At 67.1% G+C, this 20,727-nt stretch carries 22 protein-coding genes and 1 pseudogene; 11 read left to right on the top strand and 12 right to left on the bottom strand.

Going from position 1 to position 20,727, the window contains the following annotated elements; translation table 11 throughout:
• From gluQRS to Q0716_RS07735, 5 genes and pseudogenes are all read left to right on the top strand, one after another.
• The coding region (gene gluQRS, locus Q0716_RS07755) for a tRNA glutamyl-Q(34) synthetase GluQRS (protein ID WP_299021625.1) at positions 1-810 on the top strand (810 nt) is incomplete at its 5' end.
• Positions 811-833: 23 nt separating this feature from the next.
• Positions 834-1,577, top strand: a complete 744-nt coding sequence (gene trmB / locus Q0716_RS07750; protein WP_299021624.1) for a tRNA (guanosine(46)-N7)-methyltransferase TrmB — start codon at positions 834-836, stop codon at positions 1,575-1,577.
• The gene (gene ribD / locus Q0716_RS07745; protein WP_299021623.1) at positions 1,564-2,718 is read left to right on the top strand and encodes a bifunctional diaminohydroxyphosphoribosylaminopyrimidine deaminase/5-amino-6-(5-phosphoribosylamino)uracil reductase RibD; all 1,155 of its coding nucleotides are present in this window, start codon (positions 1,564-1,566) and stop codon (positions 2,716-2,718) included. Before trmB ends, ribD begins: the two co-directional genes overlap by 14 nt.
• A gap of 12 nt (positions 2,719-2,730) precedes the next feature.
• Positions 2,731-3,696, top strand: a complete 966-nt coding sequence (locus Q0716_RS07740; RefSeq protein ID WP_299021622.1) for a pseudouridine synthase — start codon at positions 2,731-2,733, stop codon at positions 3,694-3,696.
• Positions 3,697-3,711: 15 nt separating this feature from the next.
• Positions 3,712-3,939: pseudogene (locus Q0716_RS07735) on the top strand (type II toxin-antitoxin system prevent-host-death family antitoxin); the annotation flags it as partial.
• 102 nt (positions 3,940-4,041) lie between these two features.
• Here the strand turns inward: Q0716_RS07735 and Q0716_RS07730 are convergent.
• The 7 genes from Q0716_RS07730 to Q0716_RS07700 form a co-directional block, all read right to left on the bottom strand.
• Positions 4,042-6,744, bottom strand: coding sequence for a DEAD/DEAH box helicase family protein (locus Q0716_RS07730; RefSeq protein ID WP_299021621.1), 2,703 nt, complete (start codon positions 6,742-6,744; stop codon positions 4,042-4,044).
• Positions 6,741-6,956, bottom strand: a complete 216-nt coding sequence (locus Q0716_RS07725; RefSeq protein WP_299021619.1) for a hypothetical protein — start codon at positions 6,954-6,956, stop codon at positions 6,741-6,743. Before Q0716_RS07725 ends, Q0716_RS07730 begins: the two co-directional genes overlap by 4 nt.
• A complete protein-coding gene (locus Q0716_RS07720; protein ID WP_299021617.1) occupies positions 6,953-7,477 on the bottom strand; it encodes a zeta toxin family protein in 525 nt (174 codons plus the stop codon). The genes Q0716_RS07725 and Q0716_RS07720 overlap by 4 nt, the downstream gene beginning before the upstream one ends.
• A gap of 3 nt (positions 7,478-7,480) precedes the next feature.
• Positions 7,481-9,067: a site-specific DNA-methyltransferase gene (locus Q0716_RS07715; RefSeq protein ID WP_299021615.1), complete on the bottom strand. Its 1,587-nt coding sequence runs from the start codon at positions 9,065-9,067 to the stop codon at positions 7,481-7,483.
• A complete protein-coding gene (locus Q0716_RS07710) occupies positions 9,055-9,699 on the bottom strand; it encodes a GNAT family N-acetyltransferase (protein ID WP_299021613.1) in 645 nt (214 codons plus the stop codon). The genes Q0716_RS07715 and Q0716_RS07710 overlap by 13 nt, the downstream gene beginning before the upstream one ends.
• Complete coding sequence (locus tag Q0716_RS07705) at positions 9,696-9,989, bottom strand: DUF1778 domain-containing protein (RefSeq protein ID WP_299021611.1); 294 nt, start codon at positions 9,987-9,989, stop codon at positions 9,696-9,698. The genes Q0716_RS07710 and Q0716_RS07705 overlap by 4 nt, the downstream gene beginning before the upstream one ends.
• Positions 9,990-10,229: 240 nt before the next feature.
• A complete protein-coding gene (locus tag Q0716_RS07700) occupies positions 10,230-11,744 on the bottom strand; it encodes an NADP-dependent isocitrate dehydrogenase (RefSeq protein ID WP_299021610.1) in 1,515 nt (504 codons plus the stop codon).
• A gap of 50 nt (positions 11,745-11,794) precedes the next feature.
• Here Q0716_RS07700 and Q0716_RS07695 point away from each other — a divergent pair, with 50 nt between their 5' ends.
• Positions 11,795-12,739: a LysR family transcriptional regulator gene (locus tag Q0716_RS07695; protein WP_299021609.1), complete on the top strand. Its 945-nt coding sequence runs from the start codon at positions 11,795-11,797 to the stop codon at positions 12,737-12,739.
• A gap of 18 nt (positions 12,740-12,757) precedes the next feature.
• On the opposite strand, the gene alaS is transcribed toward Q0716_RS07695, so the two are convergent.
• Positions 12,758-15,397, bottom strand: a complete 2,640-nt coding sequence (alaS, locus tag Q0716_RS07690; RefSeq protein ID WP_299021607.1) for an alanine--tRNA ligase — start codon at positions 15,395-15,397, stop codon at positions 12,758-12,760.
• Between the two features lie 73 nt (positions 15,398-15,470).
• Between alaS and Q0716_RS07685 the strand changes: the two genes are divergently transcribed.
• Positions 15,471-16,037: a dihydrofolate reductase gene (locus Q0716_RS07685; protein WP_299021605.1), complete on the top strand. Its 567-nt coding sequence runs from the start codon at positions 15,471-15,473 to the stop codon at positions 16,035-16,037.
• Here the strand turns inward: Q0716_RS07685 and Q0716_RS07680 are convergent.
• The 3 genes from Q0716_RS07680 to Q0716_RS07670 form a co-directional block, all read right to left on the bottom strand.
• Entirely contained in the window at positions 15,989-16,375 is a 387-nt protein-coding gene (locus tag Q0716_RS07680) for an HI0074 family nucleotidyltransferase substrate-binding subunit (RefSeq protein ID WP_299021603.1), read from the bottom strand. The two genes, Q0716_RS07685 and Q0716_RS07680, sit on opposite strands and share 49 nt — an antisense overlap.
• Entirely contained in the window at positions 16,363-16,668 is a 306-nt protein-coding gene (locus Q0716_RS07675; protein WP_299021601.1) for a nucleotidyltransferase domain-containing protein, read from the bottom strand. The genes Q0716_RS07680 and Q0716_RS07675 overlap by 13 nt, the downstream gene beginning before the upstream one ends.
• A 99-nt stretch (positions 16,669-16,767) precedes the next feature.
• Complete coding sequence (locus tag Q0716_RS07670) at positions 16,768-17,394, bottom strand: hypothetical protein (RefSeq protein WP_299021599.1); 627 nt, start codon at positions 17,392-17,394, stop codon at positions 16,768-16,770.
• Positions 17,395-17,474: 80 nt separating this feature from the next.
• Between Q0716_RS07670 and Q0716_RS07665 the strand changes: the two genes are divergently transcribed.
• Together Q0716_RS07665 and Q0716_RS07660 are read left to right on the top strand one after the other, a co-directional pair.
• Positions 17,475-17,774, top strand: coding sequence for a nucleotidyltransferase domain-containing protein (locus Q0716_RS07665; protein WP_299021598.1), 300 nt, complete (start codon positions 17,475-17,477; stop codon positions 17,772-17,774).
• Entirely contained in the window at positions 17,771-18,250 is a 480-nt protein-coding gene (locus tag Q0716_RS07660; protein ID WP_299021596.1) for a hypothetical protein, read from the top strand. The genes Q0716_RS07665 and Q0716_RS07660 overlap by 4 nt, the downstream gene beginning before the upstream one ends.
• 23 nt (positions 18,251-18,273) lie before the next feature.
• On the opposite strand, the gene ffh is transcribed toward Q0716_RS07660, so the two are convergent.
• Positions 18,274-19,641, bottom strand: a complete 1,368-nt coding sequence (gene ffh, locus Q0716_RS07655) for a signal recognition particle protein (RefSeq protein WP_299021594.1) — start codon at positions 19,639-19,641, stop codon at positions 18,274-18,276.
• A gap of 29 nt (positions 19,642-19,670) precedes the next feature.
• Between ffh and ccsA the strand changes: the two genes are divergently transcribed.
• Both ccsA and Q0716_RS07645 read left to right on the top strand, forming a co-directional pair.
• A complete protein-coding gene (gene ccsA / locus Q0716_RS07650; protein ID WP_299021593.1) occupies positions 19,671-20,468 on the top strand; it encodes a cytochrome c biogenesis protein CcsA in 798 nt (265 codons plus the stop codon).
• A gap of 20 nt (positions 20,469-20,488) precedes the next feature.
• Positions 20,489-20,727: PP0621 family protein (locus Q0716_RS07645; RefSeq protein WP_299021592.1), on the top strand; the 239-nt coding region annotated here is incomplete at its 3' end.

The following is a 20,727-nucleotide window of genomic DNA, read 5'->3' as shown; positions in this document are numbered from 1 at the left end:
CGCATCGAAGACGTGGACCGCCCGCGCTGCGTGCCCGGCGCGGCCGAGGGAATCCTGGCGCAATTGCGCGCCTGCGGCCTGTGGCCAGATGAGCCGCCGTGGTGGCAGTCGCAGCGCGAAGCGGCCTACCAGGCCGCGCTGCAGCACCTCATCGACGCGGGCTGGGCCTATCCGTGCCACTGCACCCGGCAAGCGATCGAAGCCGCGTGGCAGGCACGCGGCGTGCAGCGCACGCGCCACGCGGCCCTTCCCTACCCTGGCACCTGCCGCCCGGAGCATGGCGGACCGAGCCCGGCCCGCGGTCACGGCGCGCACGCCTGGCGCCTGCACGTGGACCGGGTGCTGGCCGACCTGGGCCTGCCCACGCCGCTGACGTGGCATGACCGGCGCCTGGGGGCCCAGGCGCAAGATGTCTCGGCCGCGGTGGGCGACTTCGTGCTACGGCGCGCCGACGGTTGCTGGGCCTACCAGTTGGCCGTGGTGGTGGACGATGGCGCGCAGGGCATCACCGACGTGGTACGCGGCGAGGATCTGGCCGACAACACCCCGCGGCAGATCGTGCTGCAACGCGCCCTGGGACTGCCGACGCCGCGCTACCTGCACACCCCGCTGGTGTGCGCCCCCAATGGCGAGAAGCTCTCCAAACAAACCGGTGCGGCCCCGCTGAAGCTTGACGACCGACAGGCGGCCCTATCGGCCCTGGCCGCCGCCGCTGCGGTGCTCGATTTGCCGGCACCCGCCCCGGGCGCGGCGGAAGTGGAGACGGCGCTGGCCGCGTGGACCCGCCTGTGGCAGCAACGCTGGGCGTGAGCGGGATCTCTACAATCCCACCCGTGAGCGACCACCTGCCTGAATCTGCTTCGGCCGCCCCTACTGGCGTGCCCCACCCCAAAACCATCCGCAGCTATGTGCTGCGCGCCGGCCGCACCACGAGCGGCCAGGCCAAGGCCCTGCAAACGCTCGGGCCGCGCTTCGTGCTGCCCTACGCACCCGTGCCGCTGATCCCGGAAGCGGTCTTTGGCCGACGCGCGCCGCTCATCCTGGAAATCGGCTTTGGGATGGGCGATGCCACGGCGCACATCGCACGCTTGCGGCCCGACGACGACTTTCTGGGCTGCGAAGTGCACGAGCCCGGTGTAGGCGCGCTGCTCAAGCGCATCGGCGAGCTGGGGCTGACCAACCTGCGCATCATTCAACGCGACGCGGTGGAGGTGCTCACCCACATGCTGGGCGAGGGGTCGCTGGACGGCGTGCACATCTTTTTTCCCGACCCGTGGCACAAAAAGCGCCACCACAAGCGCCGCCTGATCCAGCCGCCGTTCGTGGCGCTGCTGGCCAGCCGACTCAAGCCTGGCGGCTACGTGCACTGTGCCACGGACTGGCAGCCCTACGCCGAACAAATGCTGCAGGTGCTGGGGGCCGAGCCACGGCTGCGCAACGCCAGCACCGACCCCAGCCTGGGCGGCTATGCGCCGCGGCCCGCCTACCGGCCGATGACCAAGTTCGAGCAACGTGGCCTGCGCCTGGGCCACGGCGTGTGGGACCTGGTATTCGAACGCCGCCATGACGACGCCTGACCCGCTGGACGCGCGCGCCTGGGAGGGGCTGCTCCCGCTGGCCGAGCAGGCCATCGGCCTGTCCGACCCCAACCCGCGCGTGGCGTGCCGGCTGCTCCTGCGTGACGGCCGGGTGTTCGAGGGCCACACCCAGGCCGCAGGGCAGGCGCACGCCGAGGTGATGGCCCTGCGCGCCGCGCAGGCGGCTGGCGCGGACGTGCGCGGCGCCACCGCCTTCGTCACGCTGGAGCCGTGTAGCCACCATGGACGCACCCCTCCGTGCTGCGATGCGCTCGTTGCCGCCGGCGTCGCCCGCGTCGTCGTCGCCACCGAGGATCCGAACCCGCGCGTCAGCGGGCAAGGCCTGGCACGGCTGCGGCAGGCGGGCGTGCAGGTGACCGTGTTGCCCCCGGATCATCCCGTCGCCGTGGCGACGCGCGAGCTCAACATCGGCTTTTGGCAGCGCATGCGCCACGGTCGCCCGTGGGTGCGCATGAAGGTGGCCGCCTCGCTCGACGGCGTCACGGCGCTGCCCAATGGCGTCAGCCAGTGGATCACCAGCCCCGAGGCGCGCACCGACGGCCACGCCTGGCGCCGCCGCGCGGGCGCCGTACTCACGGGCATCGGCACCGTGCGCCAGGACGACCCGCGCCTGGACGTGCGGCTGGTGCCCACGGCGCGCCAGCCGCTGCGCGTGGTGCTCGACTCGGCCCTGGAGATCGACCCGGACGCGCGCATCCTGCAGCCGCCAGGCGAAGTGTTGCTCTACACCGCCAGCGACCCGGCTGCCACCGCACGCCAGCGCGCCGCACTGCACGCACTGGGCGTGACCATCATCGACCAGCCCGGGCCCCCCAAAACCCCTGGCGGGTCCCCCAAGGTCGATCTGGCCGCCGTGCTGGCCGACCTGGCCGCGCGCGAGGTCAACGAGCTGCACATCGAAGCGGGCGCTGCGCTCAACGCCTCGTGGTGGCGCGCCGGGCTGGTGGACGAGCTGCTGCTGTACCTCGCGCCCCGCCTGTTGGGCCAAGGCTTGGGACTGACCACACTGGGGCCACTCGACCGGCTGGACGACGGCTGCGCGCTCGCCTTCGTCGCGGTCGACCCCGTCGGGCCGGACCTGCGCGTGCGCGCCCGCGTGCCGGGGCGCACGCCCTACTGACCCCCGGCGACCATGGCCCATCTGCCCAAAAACGGAGCCTTGCCCCTGCGCGATGGCGTCTCGCCCAGTTGCGTGGCTCTACCCCGCCTGCGCCAGTGCCCATGGCCCACGCTGCTGGACTACCTGGCCGCGCGCTTGCCGCGCATCCCGCGCGCCGAATGGCAGGCGCGGCTGCGCGCTGGCCATGTGGTGGACGACGACGGGCGCGCGCTGGATGAATACACCCCCTACTTGCACGGCCAACGCGTCTATTACTGGCGCACATTGGCCGATGAGGCGCCTGTGCCGTTTCAGGAGACCGTGCTCTACCGCGATGCGCACCTGGTGGTGGCGGACAAGCCGCACTTTCTGCCCGTCACGCCCGGGGGGCGCTACGTGCGCGAGACGCTGCTCGTGCGCCTCAAGCGCGTGCTCGACCTGCCCGATCTGAGCCCGCTGCACCGCATCGACCGCGAAACCGTCGGGCTCGTCGTCTTTAGCGTACAGGCGCACGAACGCGACGCCTACCAGCGCCTGTTTCGCGAGCGGCGGGTGGACAAAACGTATGAAGCCATCGCCCCGTGGCGCGACGGACTGCGCTGGCCGCTGCGCCGCACCAGCCACCTGCGCGAGGATGAAAAGGCATTTTTTCGCATGCGCGAAGCCGCGCCCGAGGAGGGGCTGCCCGCCAACAGCGAGACCTGGATCGAACCGCTGGAACGCCTGGACCCCCAGGCAGAATACGCGCGCTACCGCCTGCGCCCGGTGACCGGCAAGCGCCACCAGCTGCGCGTGCACATGGCTGCACTCGGCTTGCCCATCGTGGGCGACCAGTTTTACCCCGTGGTGCGCCGTGGCCCGGACGAACCCGAGGACTACACGCAGCCGCTGCAACTGTTGGCGCGCGCCATCGCTTTCGATGACCCCATCACCGGCGAGCGCCGCGTGTTCGAGAGCCTGCGAAGCCTCTCTCCGTCATGTTTGCAGGCCATCTCATGACACGCACCTGATGCTAACCGTCTCGAAGCCGTGATCGATCAAGTCGTCAAACACGCCGATGTCACGGTCATCGCACGCCGGGACGCGCCTGATGCGGTAGTGATGTCGCTCGACACCTTCAACAGCCTCATGGAGACCGTTCATCTGCTGCGCTCGCCTGCCAACGCCGCGCACCTGGCCCGCTCCACCGCGCAGTACCACCAAGGAAAGGTCAAGCAGCAGGATCTGGTCGATGGCGATTGAGGACTAACCGCTCAAGCGCACCTGGACCCTGGCTGCCTGGGAGGACGACGAATACTGGCAAGGCCAGGACCAGAAAACCCAGCGTCTCCTTTGGGAAGTCGCTCACTTCAACACCTTCTCGATCCAATCCCAGCGCCTGTCCTTGACCATCACGAACCGGCAACGGCCTTCCGACAGCTTGGCCCACAGGTCGCCGATCAAGCGGTCATCCTCAGCGCCGTTCCAGCGATCCGCGCCCTTGTATTCAACCGCCAGAATCGGCCCGGGTTGGTCGGCTGAGCCTGGCAACTGGCACAGGAAATCCGGGTAGAAACGGCCATCGGCTTTCTGCAGAAAGAAGGAACAACCTTCGCGCCGAACCAAGTTGCGCACCCAGAACCGGATGCGGCCTTGTTGCGCCCACATATCCAACTGGCAGGCACACTCAAACTCCTCCTTGCTGTCGAAGTCGCCGATGCGCCCGTAGAAATGCTTGCGGAAGTCGAAGTGCCCAAAGCGCCCGTCGTAGTCGCGGCTGGGCGCATAAGCCTGCGGATGAAACTCGTAGGCATATTGATCCGTCACCGCCACGCGCGTGGCCGCATCGTCACCAAACAGTGCCTGCTGGTAGGCCTTGCCGACCGCCTGCTGGCGCAGTTCACGAATGCGCGCCTCGAGCAGATTGCGGATCAGGAATTTCTGCAAGTTGGCGCGCGCCAGCGTGAAGCCGTCCCGGCGCAGTAAATCGGTGAGCCATGCAGCGACGAATGCCCGCTTGCTGGCGTGGGTCAGCGACGGCTCCGGCAGGTTGCGGCACAGCCAGGTGGCCAGGCGCACCTCATCCCAGTTTTCGGGTTGGTAAACGAGGCCCAGATCGCGCTGTAGCTCGGGCAAAAAGCGCGACACCACGTGGCCGCCATCATCGATGTCGATCTCGCCGCCTGCGTACACCTTCAGCGCAGCATGCAAAGCCGTCAGGTCGTCGGCGGTCGGTGCCGCATCGTGGGGCGAGAGGTCCCACGGATAGTCGAGCACTTCTGGGTCATCGAACAGTTGCAACTCGCCCTGCACACGCAAGGCCAGTTGCGGCACGCGCAAGCGCTCGCCCAATTCGGCGGGCGTCTGGAAAAACTCGATCGCCGTGGTGCGGCTGACTTCGGCGGCTTGCACAATCGCCGCCGCGGCAGTTTCGGAAGTCACCGAAACCTTGAGCATTTCGGCTTCATCTTCGGTAAGCGGCGTGCTGATCGTCAGCGTGCCCCGCTTGCCGTCCCAGCTCACCTTGTCGCGCACCGGCTTGGGCACACGCTTCAGGTCGGGCTTTTCGGACAAGGTAATCGCCACGGGCCGGACAATGACGCGCCCGGCGTGCCCATCCAGATCCAGCCGGGCTTGCTCTGCCTTCGCTGCAGTGACGAACTCGGCCACCTCGCGCCGCTCGAACCCCGCGCCCACCACCAGCCGGTCGCGTAGGGCGCTGGCGGTTTCGGCAAAACTGCGCGACACCACAAAGGCATAAGACTGGTTGAGCGCCTTGGCCTGCCGATGGGCCGCACCCGGCTGGCGCAAAATGCGCCCGAGCAACTGCTCCACCGCCGTCGCGGATCGAAGCTCCGCCATGCTTACCAGAATGTAGGCAAACGGGCAGTCCCAGCCTTCGGCCAGCGCCTTCTGGGTGATGACGAACTTTACCGGGCAGGCGGGGTCGGACAGCCCTAGCTTGTAGTCCGCAGCGATCTGCTCCAGCCCTTTTTCCTCGCCGGTGGCGACGACGATTTCGCTGGCCGGGATACCGTGGTGGGTGATCAGTTCGTTCTTCACCTTCTCGACATCCAGCGTCTCCACCCCCGCACGGCGCGGCTCTGCCTGGATCAACACCAAGGGACGCAGATACGGGGCGCCCGCGCGTCGCTCTTCGTCCGCCAGCTTGTGCAGGGCATCGCGGCGGCCAATGGCATCGGCCAGACACTGCTGCCAGTTCGGTTCCGTTTCCAGCACCACCGGCAGCTTGATCATTTCTTCCGCCTTCAATTCGGCGGCGGACACGCTGTGCAGCACGTTGCTGGGCGTGCGCTCCAGGTCGGGCGTGGCGGTCAGCTCCATCACGCCGCTGGGGCGAAAGCGCGCCAGCATGTCGAAGGCCAGTTCGGTGCGGCTGTTGTGCGCCTCATCGACGATCACGAAGGGTCGGCGCAGGCGCAGCACGTTGGCGAGCGAATACGGCGTCGTGGCATCCGGCCCTTCGCCCTCCTTCAGCAAAGCGTCGCGCTGCACGGGCGAGAGGTGCTCGAAGTGATGCATCAGCGCACCGCTGGACTGATACACCTTGCGGCACTCTTCCTCTTCCACCTGAAACGCCTGCCGCGTGGCAACGATCACCGTCGTCGAGGTGTCCAGCGTGGCGCGGGTGACGCTCTTGGCCTCTTCCAGATCCAGCACCGTCACCGGGCCCGCCTCGCGCAGCGCCGCGTGATAGGGGTGGTGGCGATCCTTGAGTGCCTTGAGCGTCTGCTCACGAATCGGCTTGCTGGGCACCAGCCACAGAATCACGCTGTGCTCGCTGCGCAGCAGGTGGGTGTTGACGAGCGCCACGCTTTTCGCCGCCAGCCAGGTCTTGCCGCCGCCGGTGGGCACGCGCAGACAGAAATACGGCATGTCGGCCGGGAAGCCCGACAGCGGGTTGTATGGGTTGCCCCACCCCCACAGGCGTTCGGTGGTGGCGGTAAAGGCAATCGAGGGTGACGGCAGTTCATGGCAGGCCTTGAAATAGGCCTCGATACTGTCGAGCACCTGCTGCTGATAGACCTTCGGAGCGAAGCTGTTCATCGCGTGTCCCCGCAAGGCGGGATGGGTTCTTGTGCCGTCGGCGCAAGCTCCGGCTGCGGCGGAAGGTACTCGATCACCCCTTGGCGACAGACCACGATCGCAGTGCCCGTCTGCTGCGCCAATTCACGGGCGCGCTGCGCCGCACGCCGAAGCGCCAAATAGGTCAGCCGCAAATCCGCGTCACGCGCTTGTTCGATGGGTCTTTGGCTCATGGTTTCTCACTCCAATCCAGCAGCACGGGTTGCTCGCCGGAGTTGTCGTAGCGCACCCAGGCATCGACACGCGGCGCATACAGCCGTTCAAAATTGACAAGGCCCGCGGCAAACCGACGCCGGATCACGGCCTCTGGCACATCGTGCCCGCCCTGTTTGACGCGCAGCGCGACCCGTGCAATGGCCTCTTCGGCGCTGGCGAGTTGCAGAAAAATGATTTTCACCCGATAGCCGGCTGCCTGCCATTGTTCGATCAGGTGCAAATAGGTGCGCCCGGACAGCGTGGTCTCAAAGGCAAAGCTCTCGCGCGCCCCAAAATGCCGCTGCAATTCCTGCAACATCAGCCGCCCGGCATGAAGCGCGGCGGTTTCCGGCGCAAAAGGCGCCAAGCCGGCCGCGATCAGATCGGCATTGACGAACACGGGGCAAGCGGCCTCATGGGGCAGAAACTCGCGGGCAAAGGTGGTTTTACCCGCACCATTGGGACCCGCGATGATGATGACACGCAGGTTTCCAGCCATCGCTCACACCTCCAGCGCGTAAGGCGTCTGCTTGAAAGTGATGCCCTCCCGCGCGGTGCGGGCGCCCATGCGGTTGGCGGCGGCGTAGATGACTTTCGGGCCGTCGAACTTCGGCAGCGCATCGAACACCGGGCCGGTGAGCACGTTGCCACCGCCGACCGAGCGGTCTTTCAGGATGCCGTTGTAGAGCAGATAGATGGCGCGGCCCTCAAACACGCCCAGCAGCGGCGAATCGGCGGTGCCGGTGAAGCCGGTGCCGGTTTCGGCAAACCAGACGAACTCGGCCAGTTGCGCGAACGTCACGTCGCTGCGGATCTGGCCGTTGGCGTCGAACAGCGGCTCGCGGGACAGGCGGCAGAACTGGAAGCCGCCACCCAGCCCCGGCACGGCTTGGCCTTTGGCGTTGGTGTAGCCCTCGGCGACGCGCTTGACCCGCTCGCGGGTGACGTTTTGCGCGATGTTCTCATCCATCTCGACGAGGATGAAGCGGCGGTTGCCGCCATCCTCGGCGTTTTGCTTGAGCACCGCGTGGGCCGTGGTGCCGGAGCCGGCGAAGCTGTCGAGAATTAAGCTACCCGGTGGAGCGCAGTAAGAGATCACGCGCTGCATCAGCGCTGACGGCTTCGGAAATGCGAATACGCGCTCGTTGAGAATCTCGTCGAGTTCTCGTGCACCAGACTGGGTTTTGAACTCCGGCCAGAAGCTGGATGCTGGCATTCGTTCTTGCGTCTCGGACAGGAAACGCTTCTTGCGAGGCCAGCCGGTGGATGGGTTCGGTGGCCACCAAATGCGGTTTTCGGACAAGAGCCGTTCGTAGCCAGCACGATCAGTAATCCAGCCCTTCGCCGGGTCCGGCTTCCAAACGTTCGTCGTACCCGGCTGCTCCATGTTGTAGTCATGGAGGTTGGGGCGCTCGAAGGCGGTCGCTTTCCCTTTGAGGGGGTCGGTGACATACGGGCCTCTCGGATCGTTATCTGGATTCCTAAAGTCTGATCGGTCGATTATCCGCCCCTCAATCTTTGATGACTCGGACTTCCCATAGACAAAGATGTATTCATGATCAGGAGAGAGCCGCGTCTTGATACGGTTGTCGGTATTGCGCGTGTTCCAAACGATTGTTGCGATCCGATTTTTGAATCCAAAGATCTCGTCCAACAGAAGTCGTAAATGGCCAGCTTCGACGTCATCCATTGAAATCAGGATTACTCCGTCATCCGATAAGAATTGCCGCAAAAGCACCAGCCGCGGATACATCATGCACAACCAGCGGTCGTGCCGGTCCAGCGTCTCGCCTTCCTTGCCGACCACTTCGCCCAGCCACTTGCGAATCTCCGGGCTGTTGACGTTGTCGTTGTACACCCAGCCCTCGTTGCCGGTGTTGTACGGCGGGTCGATGTAGATGCACTTCACCTGGCCGGCATAACGCGGCAGCAGGGCTTTGAGCGCGTGCAGGTTGTCGCCCTGCACGATGAGGTTGCCGCTATCCGCCGGGCCGCAGGAGAGTTCCGGCACCGGCTCCAGCAGGCGGAACGGCACTTCTTTGTGGTGTTTGACGACGGCTTCTTTGCCGATCCAGTTCAATGTTGGCATGGGCGCCCATCCCCTCTAGCTTTGCGCGACGGCGGCTGGCCATCGCGGCGTTGTTCTTCGTCCGCCCCCCGGGCGCGCACGCCGTCATCCACCTCAGAGTCCAGGAACTTCCACAGCCGCCCAACCCAGTCGGCAGGGATGGATTGACAGACGTCCTTCAAAAGCAACAGCAGTTGCTGCTCACGCAATGGCGAGGCGATGAATCCGAACCGGGTGTAGAACCTCGCCGCTTCTTCATCGATGGGGTGAGTCAGCATCGCCCGAATGCCGGCCTGCTCGGCAATCAGCGTCGTGCGCCGAATGGCATCCTGCAACAGACCAAAGCCAATGCCGCGCCCCTGATCCTGCTGCGACACGGCCAGCCTTGCCAGGATCACGACCGGAACCGGATATTGACTCACCCCTTTGCGGATGCGCTCCGGCGCCTCCAGCGTGTCGACTTGGCCGACGGTCAAACTGAAATAGCCCGCCACACGGCCATCATCCTCGGCAACCACGAAGGTCTTGGCCGATCCACTGCCTTGCGCTTGCCGAGCGTGGCGCAGCAGCCAGTCGTTGAGCGCGGGCTTGCCGCAATCAAAATCTTCGAGCCGATGCTGCGCGGCCAGAGGCTCCGGTGAGCGCAAAGTCACTTCGTATCCCAGGGTGCCTTGCGGGCAAACAAATCACGCAAACCGTCGTTGGCCTGTTCGGGGCGATCCAGCAGATCCATCAGCGCCTGGTACTGGCTGCCCGAGACCATGAACAGGCGCTGATCCAGCAGAGTTTGCTCGGCGGCCAGGCAGGCGCTGTCAAGGATGAAGTCGGTCAGCGATTTGTGAGCGACCTCGGCGGCACGGCGCAGTACGGCCTCTTGCTCGGGCGTGGCGCGCAGCCCGAGGCGGGCAGACTTTGCGGAAGGCGACGATGCAACGGCAGTCATGGCAGCACCTGTTTGGTTAGGTCAGTTGCCGCAATGTTAGTACAAATGACACACACTGTCGAGTTGCTGTATGAGTCCAGTACCTTTGGCACTCGGGTTGATGTTGCAAGAGGAAGGACAGCGGGGAACGCTGGCCGAGGGTGTGGTGCGGACGCTGAAGCGTTGTAGAAGACGAGCCAGTCGGCGAGCTTGCGGTTGAAGAGAGCGAGGTCGGTGAAGAGCAACTCCTCCAGCAGGGTTTCACTGTCCCTGCCCCAGCGCGTAGCCGCGCTCGCCGTCGAAGGTGCATAGATTTTCGGTCTTGATCACGTCCACGCCGCGCGCGGTCAGGGCCTGCAGCAAGCCAATGATGTCGGCGTGCGTGACGGTCTGCCCGTCTGGCGCGACGAAGCGGCAGCGCCAGTGGTCGGTGCAGAAGGTCTCGGGGAATCCTCCCGGCCAGACCTTGACCCCGCGGTTGGTGATCATCTGCAGGGTAAACGGCGGGGTCACCAGCGCGCTGAGCTGCCCGGCCAGAAAGTCCGCGCTGATGCCCGCGCCGTGCACGAACACGTCCACGCCCACCATGGCCTTGGCGGCGCGCCCACTGGGCCGCGGCGCCAGCGCCGGCGCGGCCGCAGCCCCGGTCGACGCGGGCGCCTCGTGCGCATAGCGCACGGCGGGCAGCTTTTCGGGCACCTGGCCCAAGCGGTCGATCACCGCGTCGGCAAAGTCCATGCTGCCAAAGGGCCGGCCAATGCTCAGCGACCCGTGCAGCTCGGCCGTGTGCACGCCGTCTTCGATCGTGCGCAGCCACGCGTTGTGGATGGTCTCGGCCACGGCGGGCTGGCCGATGTGCACCAGCATCAACACGGCCGCCAGCAGCAAGCCCGAGGGGTTGGCGACGCCTTTGCCCGCGATGTCCGGCGCGCTGCCGTGGATGGCTTCGAACATCGCCACGTGGTCACCGATATTGGCGCTGGGTGCCAGCCCCACCGAACCGGTGAGCTCCGCCGCGATGTCGGAGAGAATGTCACCGTACAGATTGGGCGTGACGATGACGTCGAAGCGCTCGGGCCGGGTGGCCAGCCGTGCCGCGCCGATGTCGATGATCAGGTGCTCGGTCTCGATGTCCGGGTACTCACGCGCCACTTCGTCGAAGACGCGATGGAACAGGCCATCGGTCATCTTCATGATGTTGTCCTTGGTCATGCATGTGACCTTCTTGCGCCCATGGCGGCGCGCGTAATCGAAGGCGTAGCGCACGATTTTTTCGCAGCCCGGGCGCGTGATGAGCTTGAGACACTGAAACACCTCGTCGGTCTGCCGGTGCTCGATGCCAGCGTAAAGGTCTTCCTCGTTCTCACGCACGATCACCAGGTTCATCTTGGGGTGGAGCGTGCGCACGAAGGGCGCGTAGCTCACGCACGGGCGCACATTGGCGTACAGCCCCAAGGTCTTGCGGATGGTGACGTTGAGACTCTTGAACCCGCCCCCTTGCGGCGTGGTGATCGGTGCCTTCAGGAACACCTTGGTGCGGCGCAGGCTCTCCCACGCCTGCGGCGGAATACCCGAGCTGTGCCCGGCCAGGTACTGCTGCTCGCCGATGTCGATGAACTCGGGCGCGATGCGCGCGCCTGCTGCTTGCAGCACGCGCAGCGTCGCGTCCATGATTTCGGGGCCGATGCCGTCGCCGCGAGCGACCGTGATGGGGGTCAGTTCCGTCATGTCGATGCCTGATGGGGTGTTGACGATGACGCGAGTCTGGCGCATCATGGCATCGATTTCAAATCATCAATTCTGATTTTTTACATCGATTTATTTCTATGAATAAGATCCGCCCGCCGCGCGCCACCTTTCACCAACTGCGCACGCTGGAAGCCGTGGTGCGCCTGGGCTCCATCACCCGCGCCGCGCAGGAGCTGCACCTAACCCAGCCCACGGTATCGTCGCAAATCCACGAACTGCAGTCGGCGCTCGACACCCCGCTGGTGGAGCCGGTGGGCCGTGGCATCCGCCCCACCGAAGCCGCCCGGCTGCTGCACGACGCCGCGCTCGACATCTTTGCGCGCTGGACGCGGTTCGAGGAAGACTTGGCGGCGCTGCACGGTCTGGAGCGCGGCCTGCTGCGCATCGCGGGCGTGACCACGACCGAATATTTCATCGCCCAGTGGCTGCGCCGCTACACCGACCGCCATCCGGGCGTCGACATCGAGCTGGCGGTGGACAACCGCGACGCCGTGGTGCGCCGCCTGCGCGAGGACGACACCGAGCTGGCCGTGATGATGATGCCGCCCGACGACCTGCCGCTGCACAGCATGCCGCTGATGCGCAACCCGCTGGTGCTCATCAGCGCGCTCGACCACCCCTGGACGCGCGCGCGGCGGGTGCCGCGCCGCTGGCTGGACGGCCAACCCCTGCTGCTGCGCGAGCCGGGCTCCGGCACCCGGCTGGCCACCGAAGCCTATCTGCGCGCGCACGGCTTGACCCCCACCCGGCGCGCCACGCTGGGCAGCAACGAGGCGATCAAACACGCCGTGGCCGCCGGGCTGGGGTTGGCGGTGCTGTCGCGCCATGCGCTGGCCGACGACCCGGCGCGCGACGGCGTGGCCGTGCTGCCGGTGGCGGGCTTTCCCATCGAACGCCGCTGGCTGCTGGTGTGGCGCCGCGACCGGCGGCTGTCGCTGGCTGCGCAGCGCTTCATCGAGCATGTGCAGGCGCACCCACCCGACGAGGCACCCACGCCCGCGGGCGGCACGGGGGCGGGCTGACCCCCGGCGCCAGCGCGATCAGGCGCGTGCGGCCACCCAGGCCGCTACGCTGCCCAGCGCCTCGCCCAGCCGGCTGGCGTCGTTGCCCCCAGCCATGGCCAAGTCGGGCTTGCCGCCGCCCTTGCCGCCGACTTGCTGCGCCACGGCGTTGACCAGCTCGCCGGCCTTGAGGCCGCGCGCGACCGCATCCGGGGTCACGCCCGCGCACAGCTGCACCTTGCTCCCCTCCACGCTGGCCAGCACCACGACGGCGCGCCCCAGCTTGTCCTTGAGCCGATCCACGGTTTCGCGCAGCGTCTTGGCGTCGGCCCCGTCGAGGCGCGCCGCCAGCACGCGCAGCCCCTGCACGTCCACGGCTTGTGCGGCCAGTTCGTCGCCTTTGGCCGACGCGAGCTTGGCCTTGAGGCCGTCGAGCTCCCGCTCCAGCTCGCGCACGCGCTGCTGCGTCTGCTCGATGCGGCCGACCAGCTCGGGCAGGGGGGCCTTGAGGGCCGCGGCGGCCGCCTGCACCTGGGCTTCCAGCCCCTGCAGGTAAGCCAGCGCCCCCTCACCGGTGACGGCCTCCACGCGCCGCACGCCCGCGGCCACGCCGCCCTCGGCCACGATCTTGAACAGGCCGATATCCCCGGTGCGCGCCACGTGCGTGCCGCCGCACAGCTCGCGGCTGCTGCCGATGTCGAGCACGCGCACCGTCTCGCCGTACTTTTCGCCGAACAGCATCATCGCGCCGCTGGCCTTGGCGGCCTCCAGGTCCATCACGCGCGCCTGCGTCGGGGTGTTGGCCAGGATCTCGGCGTTGACGCGCGCCTCGATGGCGCGAATCTGCTCCGGCGTGAGCGGCGCGGGGTGCGCGAAGTCGAAGCGCGTGCGCTCGGCATCGACCAGCGACCCCTTTTGCTGGACATGCTCGCCCAGCACCTCGCGCAGCGCCTTGTGCATCAGGTGCGTGGCCGAGTGGTTGCGCATGGTGGCCGCACGCCGGGCACCATCGACCTGCGCGCTGACGTGGTCGCCGACCGCGATCACGCCCTGCGCCACCACCCCGTGATGGCCGTGCACCTGAGCCTTGATCTTTTGCGTGTCGTGCACCTCGAAGCGCGACGAGCCGCTGATCAACACCCCGCTATCGCCCACTTGGCCACCGCTTTCGGCATAGAACGGGGTTTCGTCGAGCACCACGATGCCCGCCTGCCCCGCCTTGAGCTCGGCCACCGGCGTGCCTTCGTGGTAGAGCGCCACCACCTTGGCCTGCGCCTGCAGGTGCTCGTAGCCCACGAAGCGGTTATCCGGCCCCGCGTAGTCCAGCACGCGGTCCATCTTGAACTTGCCCGCTGCGCGCGCCTGCGTCTTTTGCCGCTCCATCGCGGCCTCGAAGCCCGCCACATCGACGCCCACGCCACGCTCGCGGCACACGTCGTGGGTCAAATCGAGCGGAAAGCCGTAGGTGTCGTGCAGTTTGAACGCCACGTCGCCCGGCAGCGTCGTCTGGCCCTCGGCCAGCGCCGCTTCCAAAATCTCCATACCGTGGCCCAGCGTCTCGAAAAAGCGCTCCTCCTCGGCCTGCAGCACGTCCATGACGCGTTGCGCGTTGGCCGCCAGGTGGGGGTAGGCCTCGCCCATCTGCGTCACCAGGTCGGGCACCAGCCGGTGGAAAAACGGCGCCTTGCGGCCCAGCTTGTAGCCGTGGCGGATGGCGCGGCGGATGATGCGCCGCTGCACGTAGCCGCGCCCCTCGTTGCTGGGGATGACGCCATCGGCCACCAAGAAGGCCGTGGCGCGAATGTGGTCGGCGATCACACGCAGGCTGGGGCTGCCCAGATCGGTGGCCCCCGTCTCACGCGCCGCCGCCCGGATGAGGGCCTGGAACAGGTCGATATCGTAGTTGCTATGCACCCCTTGCAGAATGGCCGCGATACGCTCCAACCCCATGCCGGTGTCCACGCAGGGCGCGGGCAGCGGCCGCACCGATCCGTCGGGCTGCATGTCGAACTGCATGAACACGTTGTTCCAGATTTCGATGTAGCGGTCGCCGTCGGCATCGGGGCTGCCGGGCGGCCCGCCCGCCACCTCGGGCCCGTGGTCGTAGAAGATCTCGGAACACGGGCCGCACGGGCCGGTGTCGGCCATCATCCAGAAGTTGTCGCTCTGGTACTTGCCGCCCTTGTTGTCGCCGATGCGCACCACGCGCTCGGGCGGCAGGCCGATTTCCTTGGTCCAGATGTCGTAGGCCTCGTCGTCCTCGTGGTACACCGTGGCCCATAGGCGATCGGCGGGCAGCCGGTACACCTCGGTCAACAGCTCCCAGGCCCAGCGCAGCGACTCGCGCTTGAAATAGTCGCCAAACGACCAGTTGCCCAGCATCTCGAAAAACGTGTGGTGGCGCGCGGAGTAGCCCACGTTTTCCAGATCGTTGTGCTTGCCCCCGGCGCGCAGGCACGCCTGCACCGACGCCGCGCGCACATAGGGCCGCTTGTCCGTGCCCAAAAAGACATCCTTGAACTGCACCATGCCCGAGTTGGTGAACATCAGCGTCGGGTCGTTGGCAGGCACCAGGGGGCTGGAGGGCACCACCGTGTGGCCACGCTGGGCAAAGAAGTCCAGAAACGTGCGCCGGATGTCAGCCACGGAAAAGAAAGGTCGGTCGGCGGCTTGGCTCATGTCGATCGAAAATGTTGGGGTAACCCTTCATTTTACGGGGCAACCATCCACCGCGCGGTATGCTTCGCGTGCTATGCGCTTGAACCTCATTTACGCCCGCGCGGCCAACGGCGTCATCGGCTGCACGCGCGACGGCCAGCCCGCCATGCCCTGGCACCTGCCGGAAGACTTGGCACATTTTCGCCGCTGCACCCAGGGCTGCCCCGTGATCATGGGGCGCACCACGTGGCAGTCGCTGCCGCCGCGCTTTCGGCCGCTGCCAGGGCGCGTCAACGTGGTCCTCACGCGCGACCCCGCACAGGCGCAGGCGCTGCGCACTGCCGGGGCCGTGCCGCAATCCAGCCTGGAGGCTGCGCTGGCCTACTGCCAAACGCTGCCCGGCGCCGACGGCGGCCCACCGGCCGAGGTCTGGGTCATCGGCGGTGCGCAGGTGTACGCACAGGCGGAACCGCTCGCTGCGCGCGCCGTGGTCACCGAGATCGACGCCGCCTTCGAAGGCAACGCCGTCGCACCCACGCTGGGCCCAGATTGGCGCGAAACCGCACGCGAGCCCCACGTCAGCACGAGCGGCCTGCGCTTTGCCTTCGTCACCTACGAGCGCAACAGCGCGCCCAGCCAGTCTTGCATCAGCGCTCGGTAGGCGGGCAGCGCCGCAAAAATCTCGTCGGCCAAGGCCTCGTTATAGGTGTGCGACGTAAGGTTCCGATGGTCCACCATCGCCAGCGCAAGCCGCGCTTGTTCTTCGGTCAGCAAACCGTTTTCCATGGCTGCACGCACGACGGCTTTGGGTGACGCCACATCGACGCCATAGCGGTCGGCCAACACCGCTTTGGCTGCTTTCCAGACCGCCTCCACCGTATATTCGAAGCGTTGGATGGACGCATCCCTTACGACGGTCGAATAGGGCTCCGACACGAGCGCAACAAGCGACGTCAGCGCCCGCTGGGCCACCTCCAGGCGTTGTGCTAGACGCTCCATTCGATGCCCTCCCGATCGATCGACTGCCGCAGCCCAGCCGGTGCGCGCGCATAGTCCACGAGATCCACCCGAAACGGGATGCAGGAATCCTCCAACGCCTCACGGGCCAACGCCAGCTCGTCGAGGGGGATCGGCTGCGCGCCGACGAGCGCGATATCGATATCAGAAGCACGACGCGCATCCCCACGGGCCCGCGACCCGAACAGGCACAGGCGCGCCCGATGGCGTCGCGCCAGCGGCGCCAGCAGATGCACGATCGCTTCGCGGTCACGAGGGTCGACGAGAGTGGACATGGAAACGGGAATAGAACTACCCGACGTTCGCATTCTAGAGCGCCGATCATTCAAAGCGCACCGCAACGCTCCCGACACCCACTCCGACGCCACGACGCGCTATGAGCCCCCCGGCGGGCGCAGGTAGCGCTCGTCCGACCAGGTGGCCAGCCACTGCGGCGCAAAGGCCACGAACACCGCGGCGAACAACCCCGTCAGAAACGCGTCGCCCCACGCCATCAACCAGCGCGCTACCAGCGCCTCGTGCATGGTGACGCCGCCCATCAAATGGTGGATGCCCTCGTACAGCACGCCGGAGGCAAAGATCGCCAGCGCCGTGCCCAAAAACCCACGCCCCAGCGTATAGATGAACGGGTTGGGTGGTAGCCAGCGGCGCAGCGCCCAGCCGATGCCCAGCGCCAGTGTTGCCGGCACCAGTCCCACCCACACCCACTGCGACAGCGCCGCCTGCCAGTCCCCCTGCCCCAGCAGCCACACGGCCAGCGCGACCACGGCCAGCACCGGCACCGCCAGCGGCCAGCCCAGCATCAGCACCAACAGGCACGCGCCGGAAAACTGCACCGCCATGCCAGCGGGCAGTTTTTGCGGCAGCAGCCAGAACCACGGCAACAGTACCAGCGCGGCCAGCGTGGGCGACAGCAGCGGCCCGCGCAGCAGCCGCCAGGGCCGCACGCTCAGTGCGGCGGCCAAGCCCAGCGCGGTCAACAACCATTCCAACATCAGCATCGTGGCGGCATCTTACGCCCGCGGCCGTCGGCAGGCCCTTGCGTTGCATCAAACCCCTGCCGCCGTGCCACAATCACAGCATGCGACTGTCCGCTCACGACACCCAGTGCATTCGCGATACCGTCGGTGCGGTGTTCGGCCCCGAGGCGCACGTGTGGTTGTTCGGTTCGCGCACAGACCCCAGCGCGCGCGGCGGCGACATCGACCTGCTGGTCAGCGTGCCGCACCCCGTGGAGCGACCCGCTCTGCTGGCCACGCAACTGGCCGCGCGGCTGCAAATGGCGCTGGGCGAGCAGCACATCGACATCGTGCTGGAAGCACCCAACCTGCAGCCCCTGCCCATCCACCGCGTGGCCCGCGAGCAAGGAGTACGGCTGTGACCGACGGCTTGCGCGAGCGCTTGTGGCAGCTTTGTGAGCTGGTCGAGTGGGAAATGCAACACCTTCAGGCCACCGACCAGCGTCTGTTCGAGCGACCGTTCGATGCGCAACGGGCGGCATCCCTGGCGCACGACGACGCGTTGGCCGAGCGGGTCGATGCCTTCGTGGCCCGATTTGGGCGGCTGCAGGACACCCTTGGCGACAAACTCATGCCTGCCTTGCTGCGCTGGCTGGGACAGCCGCCCGCCCCGGTGCTGGACAATCTGCGCTCCCTCGAACAATGGGGCTGGCTGGCCAACGCCGAGGCGTGGCTGGAGGCCCGTGCGCTGCGCAACCGACTGATACACGAATACCAGAAAGACCCAGCCCTGCTCGCCGACGCCTTGAACCTGGCTCACGAACGGGTCGGCCTACTGGTGGCGACCGCTCAGCGCTTGATCACCGAAACGCGGCGCCGCCTGCCATCAGCCCCGTGACGCAAAACGCGCCCGCGCCAGCCTCACAGCCCCGGCAGCCCGCCGGGCAGCCCCTTCATGCCGCCTAGGCGCTTCATCATCTTCATCAGGCCGCCGCCTTTCATCTTTTTCATCATCGCCTGCATCTGCTCGAACTCCTTGAGCAGGCGGTTGACCTCCTGCACGGGTACCCCGGCACCGGCGGCGATGCGGCGCTTGCGGCTGGCCTTGATGATCTCCGGGTGGCGGCGCTCGTGCGGCGTCATCGCGCAGATGATGCCTTCCTTGCGGCGGATGTCTTTTTCCGCGCGCTGCAAGTCGGCCTCGCCCGCCTTGGCGGCCAGTTGGGTGGGCAGCTTGTCCAGCAGGCTGCTCAAGCCGCCCATTTTTTTCATCTGGCGGATCTGCTCCAAAAAATCCTCCAGGTCAAAGCCGCCACTCTTGACCTTGGCCGCCAGCTTTTGCGCCTGCTGCAAGTCCACGCCCGCGGTAACCTGCTCCACCAGCGCCACGATGTCGCCCATGCCCAGCACACGGCCGGCGTGGCGCTCGGCGTCGAACAGCTCCAGGCCGTCGATCTTTTCGCTCACACCGGCAAACTTGATGGGCGCGCCCGTGATGGCCCGCACCGACAGCGCCGCGCCGCCGCGCGAGTCGCCATCGAGCTTGGTCAGCACGATACCCGTCAGCGGCAACGCCTCGGCAAACGCCTTGGCGGTGTTGACCGCATCCTGCCCCTGCATGGCATCGACCACGAACAGTGTCTCCACTGGCTTGAGCAGCCCATGCAACGCCTGGATCTCGCGCATCATCGCCTCGTCGATGGCCAGCCGCCCGGCGGTGTCCACGATCAGCACATCGAAGTAGTGCTTGCGCGCGTGGTCCAGCGCCGCACGCGCGATGTCCAGCGGGTTTTGGTCCGGACGACTCGGAAACCACTCCGCCCCGGCCTGGCACGTCACAGTCTTGAGCTGCTCGATGGCCGCCGGCCGGTACACGTCACCGCTGACGGTGAGCACCTTTTTCTTGCGCCGCTCGATCAACCACTTGGCCAGCTTGGCGGTGGTCGTCGTCTTGCCCGCGCCCTGCAGACCGGCCATCAAAATCACCACCGGCGGCTGCGCGGCCAGATTCAGGTCGGCCACCCCCGCGCCCATGGTGGCCGCCAGCTCTTTGTGGATGATGCCCACCAGCGCCTGCCCGGGCGTGAGCGAGCCCACCACCTCCTGCCCCAGCGCCTTGTCCTTGACGCGGGCGATGAAGTCGCGCACCACCGGCAAGGCGACGTCGGCCTCCAGCAGCGCCAGGCGCACCTCGCGCAGCATGTCTTGCACGTTGCTTTCGGTGATGCGGGCCTGGCCGCGCAGTTCTTTGACCAGGCGCGACAGTTTTTCGGTCAGGGCAGAGGCCATGGCAGGGCAGCCTTCGTTACACTAGGCGAATGATTGTAACGGTCGGTCCCTGGTGGACGGTGGCGCCTGCGCTCGGTGCTGCCGTCGGTTACGCGGCGCTCGCGGCGGGCGCGGCCCGCCTCGGTCGGCGCGCCACGACCGGGATCATGCTGGCCACCCTGGTGCTGCATGGGCTGGCGCTGGCCGTGGCGTTTGGCACCACGCCCGTTCGCTTTGGCTTTGCCCCTACGCTGTCGGTCACCGCCTGGCTGGTGCTGGCCATCTACGCGGTGGAGACGCGCCTGTACCCGCAACTCGGCACGCGCTGGACGCTGGCCGGGCTGGGCGTGCCCGCCGTTCTGCTGGCGTTGCTGTTTCCTGGCACCGCTTACCCCACGCTCGCGTCGCCGTGGCTGCCGCTGCACTGGGCGCTGGGCTTTGCCTCCTACGGGCTGCTGGGGGCCGCCGTGGCGCATGCCTGGATGATACAGCGCTCCGAGGCCGCTATCCGCCGCGGTGCCACCCAGCCCTCCGCGCTGCCCCTGCTGGCGCTGGAGCGGCTGACGTTTCGCTTCGTGACCGGTGCCTTCGTGCTGCTGACGCTCACCCTGGCGGCGGGGTGGACCTTCACCCGACTGCTGCAACCCACGGCGGGCTGGATCACGCACAAAACGGTCTTTACCGCGCTGTCGTGGGCGGTACTGGCCGTGCTGCTCTGGGGCCGCTGGCGCTGGGGCTGGCGCGGCCGCACCGCCGTGCGCATGCTGTATGTGGCCGGTGCCTTGCTGCTGCTGGGCTACGTCGGCTCGCACTTCGTGCTCGAGGTGATTTTGCGCCGCGGCGCCTGACGCCCATCCGGAAAGTCCCCATGTTCAAGTGGTTGCTGGTCATCGCCGTCGTCGTGCTAGGCTACGTGTGGTGGCGGCACCAGCGCCAGATCAGCCCGCGCGAGCGCGCGGCGCAGCGCCCCCCGTCGGCGCCCGCGTCGGGGCCAGCTACGCCGGCAGCGATGGTGCGCTGCCGTCACTGCGGCGTGCACCTGCCGGCCAGCGATGCCGTGCGCGGTGCGCTGGGCCCATACTGTGGCGATGAACACCGCCGACTCGC

Source organism: uncultured Tepidimonas sp. (genome assembly GCF_938045175.1).
Classification (GTDB): domain Bacteria; phylum Pseudomonadota; class Gammaproteobacteria; order Burkholderiales; family Burkholderiaceae_C; genus Tepidimonas.
This window is presented reverse-complemented; position numbering and strand designations above follow the sequence as displayed.